The 3,527-nt window shown below is 59.9% G+C and carries 3 protein-coding genes; 2 read left to right on the forward strand and 1 reads right to left on the reverse strand.

Going from position 1 to position 3,527, the window contains the following annotated elements; translation table 11 throughout:
* Positions 1-214: 214 nt before the first annotated feature.
* Complete coding sequence (gene hemN / locus EN935_RS26895) at positions 215-1,564, reverse strand: oxygen-independent coproporphyrinogen III oxidase (protein ID WP_063169226.1); 1,350 nt, start codon at positions 1,562-1,564, stop codon at positions 215-217.
* 152 nt (positions 1,565-1,716) lie between these two features.
* Here hemN and EN935_RS26900 point away from each other — a divergent pair, with 152 nt between their 5' ends.
* Together EN935_RS26900 and EN935_RS26905 are read left to right on the forward strand one after the other, a co-directional pair.
* Positions 1,717-2,460: a Crp/Fnr family transcriptional regulator gene (locus EN935_RS26900; protein ID WP_024502861.1), complete on the forward strand. Its 744-nt coding sequence runs from the start codon at positions 1,717-1,719 to the stop codon at positions 2,458-2,460.
* A 494-nt stretch (positions 2,461-2,954) separates the two neighbouring features.
* Positions 2,955-3,527: cbb3-type cytochrome c oxidase subunit I (locus EN935_RS26905; RefSeq protein WP_206534573.1), on the forward strand; the 573-nt coding region annotated here is incomplete at its 3' end.

The following is a 3,527-nucleotide window of genomic DNA, read 5'->3' on the forward strand; positions in this document are numbered from 1 at the left end:
CCGCCGCCGGCTACAACTTCTCCCTCCTGCTCAGGTGGCTGAAGGGGTTTTTGTCGCTCTTGATTGCCCTGCTTCAAATCCGGCCGAAGCCGGTCGCCGCTTAGGGCTCGGATTGTTCACGGTCGACGATTTGATGCGGTAGTCGCCTATGAGCGGTCAAAACGAACGCAGCTGGTTCGCCGATCGACCAAACGGCGAGCGCACTGTGCTTTGCTCAGACCGCCACCGAGTGCCTCGCCGTTCCCCCTTTGAAATATGTATCGAACTTGGCCGCGATGGTTCGAATGAAGGGGCGACTTTCAGTCCGTACGAGGAAACTGTCACCATCGAATTCAAGCGCTCGGGCAGGATCGTGGAGTGCGATGGACCTCGAGCGATGAAGGAGCTGCTCGCCGGCTTTGCCGAACCGCTCCACCAGGTCGACTGCCGAGAAGGCAAAATCACACATCAGCCGCTCGATGATCCAGCCACGGACGCGATCGTCGTCGGAAAGGGCAACGCCGCGGACGGCAGCCAACCCGCCATCCGCAACCATGCGCCCGTACCCGGCAGTCGAAGCCATGTTCTGCACGTAGCCTTGGCGAAAACGACCGATGGACGAAGGGCCAAGTCCGATCAGTGTCGGGCAGCGATCCTCAGTGTAGCCCTGAAAATTGCGATGCAAAACCCCTGCGCGGGCCGCTATGGCCAGCGCATCGTCGGGCTTCGCGAAATGATCGAGTCCTATTGCCTCATATCCCTTGGCGACAATTGCCCGCGCCGCGAGTTGAGATTGGGCGAAACGCTCAGTGGGACTCGGCAGCCATGCCTCGTCGATCATCGTCTGATGCTTCTTGAACCAGGGCACATGTGCGTAGCCGAACAGGGCCATCCGGTCTGGCTCCAAGGTCAGTGCCTGCGCCACCGTGGAACAGATCGTCTCGCGTGTCTGATTCGGGAGCCCGTAGAGCAGGTCCAGATTGACCGATTCGACGCCCCGCGAACGAACCCCGTCGACGACTGCCTTGGTCTGCAAAAAACTCTGCTCACGATTAATTGCTTTTTGCACTTGCGGATCGAAATCCTGCACGCCGAGGCTCGCCCGCGTTACGCCGATTTGAGCAAGTGCATCAAGGCGCGCCTTGTCCATGTCGTTGGTTTCGATTTCGATGCTGACCGTAGCATCCGGGAGAAGGTCGAAGCTGTCCCGCAAGGCCGCTCCAAGAGCAACCATATCATCGGGCCTCAGAATAGTTGGCGAACCGCCACCGAAGTGGATTGCACGGACATGTGCCTTGCCGCTCACCAGACCGGCAATCGTGACGATTTCGGCATTCAGCGAGCGCAGATAAGCGGCCACCGGCTCATATTGGTGCGTCTGCTTGGTGTGGCAGGCGCAGAACCAGCAGAGCTTGTCGCAGTAAGGAATGTGCAGGTACAGCGAGATTTCGTCGCCGCTTTCCAGCGTCTCCAACCAGCCACGGTAAATGGCAGCATCGATCCCCGAATGGAAATGCGGCGCCGTCGGATAGCTGGTGTAGCGTGGGACGTTCTCGCTGAGTTTGACAGCTATTTCCGATTGCATCTCGCGTTCACCGTGTTGCCCGCCGGAACACTGCACGCATCGCTGAAGCAGACCCTGATCTCGATCAGCCGCGCTCATGGACAAACCGCCGCAGGATTTCTCTACCCTGGATGGGTATCCTGCCGGCAGTTAGGATCGGGTAAGGCGAACGCATGACCTTTCGGCAAGACATTCATAGTTCCGGCATTCCTGTTCTTTGCTTCCCTTGCGAGGCACGGCGTCGCGGTGTCTGCGGTGCGCTCGATCCAGACAATTTGGTTGGGCTCGCCAAGACTTGCTCGCGTCGCCGGATCGAGTCAGGAATGGAGTTGACCGGCGAGGCACAGAACGTCGACAGCTACTCCAACGTGCTTTCAGGCGTGGTAAAGCTATCAAAGAGCCTGTCGGATGGGCGCCAGCAGATCGTCGGTCTCCAGTTTGCACCGGATTTTCTGGGACGTCCTTTCAAGGAGGAAAGCTCGATCAATGCGGAAGCGGCAACAGCAGTCACGCTGTGTTCGTTTCCGCGAGCGGCCGTCGAACGGATGATGAAGGCGTCACGGGAATTCGAGCATCGCCTGCTCAAACAGACGCTGAATGAACTCGATGAGGCGCGCGAGTGGATGGTGACGCTGGGGCGCAAGACAGCTCCGGAAAAGGTGGCGACTTTTCTCCTCATGATGGCCCGGAATATCGATTCCAGTCTCGATGCGGCTTCCGGGTCGGCCTCCTTCGATCTGCCGCTGACGCGTGCCGAAATGTCTGATTTCCTTGGAATCACCAGCGAGACCGTGAGCCGCCAACTGACGCGATTGCGGGCTGACGGGGTGATTCGGATTGAGAACGCACGCCATGTGACGGTGGACAGCATAAGCCGTCTGGAGAAGCGCTGTGGCGGCGGACGCGAGCGGCCCTAAGCGGCGAGGCCATGTCGCATGACTCCGGGGCGGGCCGTGTTTGCCTTTTAATGCGATGTCGCCGCGCCTTCGACGAAGCGGCGTCACGGTTGTCGAGACAAACAGCTTTCGGGCTTTGATAGGAACGTGACCAATCGCCAGGTGTGTTTCGGCACATACCGGCGAAGCATGGTCCTTAATCTGCCACGGCTCGGCGGAACGATCGCGTTCGTTTCCAATGGGATCCGAACAACGTTTGGCAGGGCATCGGCAATAGCATCCAACGCGCGCAGAGCCTCAGCTTTCGCCTCAGCGATCGCGTCTGCGCCCGCCCAACCCAGGGAACGCCTTCCATGAGGGAGTGAGCCCGCGCTGCGTTCCTCGTTCATTCGCCACCTGCTGATTGCGCCGCACAAAATCGTGCGGCCTGACATAGATCAGGGCGAGGGGGCGGCGGCTGCGCGATTAGTGCGCTGCGGATTTGGCATCCACCAGATTCGAGATCGGGATCTGCAATGAAATTCGGCACAGAGATCGTCCTTCTAAGCGTGTTCGCTTTTGCGGCCCTGGTGGCCGCCGGCTTCGGCGTGGATGAACCTTTCCGCCGACACATGTGGGTGTTGTTCTTCGCAGTGGCTGGTTTCACTGCGATCCTGTTGCGCAACACGGAGTTCAGGCCAGCAGCTCCGATTGACCCATCCGCTTACATGGATGGTCCGATCCGCTACGGCGCGATCGCCACCGTGTTCTGGGGTGTCGTCGGCATGCTGGTCGGCGTGGTGATCGCGCTGCAGCTCGCCTACCCCGATCTCAACATCCAGCCCTGGTTCAATTTCGGTCGTTTGCGGCCGTTGCACACATCCGGTGTCGTTTTCGCCTTCGGCGGCAACGCGCTGCTTTGCACGTCTCTGTATGTCGTGCAGCGCACCTGCCGCGCGCGCCTCTTCGGCCGTGATCTCGCCTGGTTCGTCTTCTGGGGCTACCAGCTGTTCATCGTCATGGCCGCGACCGGCTACCTGCTCGGCATCACCGAGGGCCGCGAGTACGCCGAACCCGAATGGTATGTGGATGTCTGGCTGACCATCGTC

The organism is Mesorhizobium sp. M7D.F.Ca.US.004.03.1.1 (assembly GCF_003998635.1).
In the GTDB taxonomy this organism is placed as follows: Bacteria; Pseudomonadota; Alphaproteobacteria; order Rhizobiales; family Rhizobiaceae; genus Mesorhizobium; species Mesorhizobium loti.

Excerpts from the sequence above, each read along its gene's own strand:
- hemN (WP_063169226.1), bottom strand. The coding sequence starts at position 1,564 with ATGCAATCGGAAATAGCTGTCAAACTCAGCGAGAACGTCCCACGCTAC.
- EN935_RS26900 (WP_024502861.1), top strand. The coding sequence starts at position 1,717 with ATGACCTTTCGGCAAGACATTCATAGTTCCGGCATTCCTGTTCTTTGC.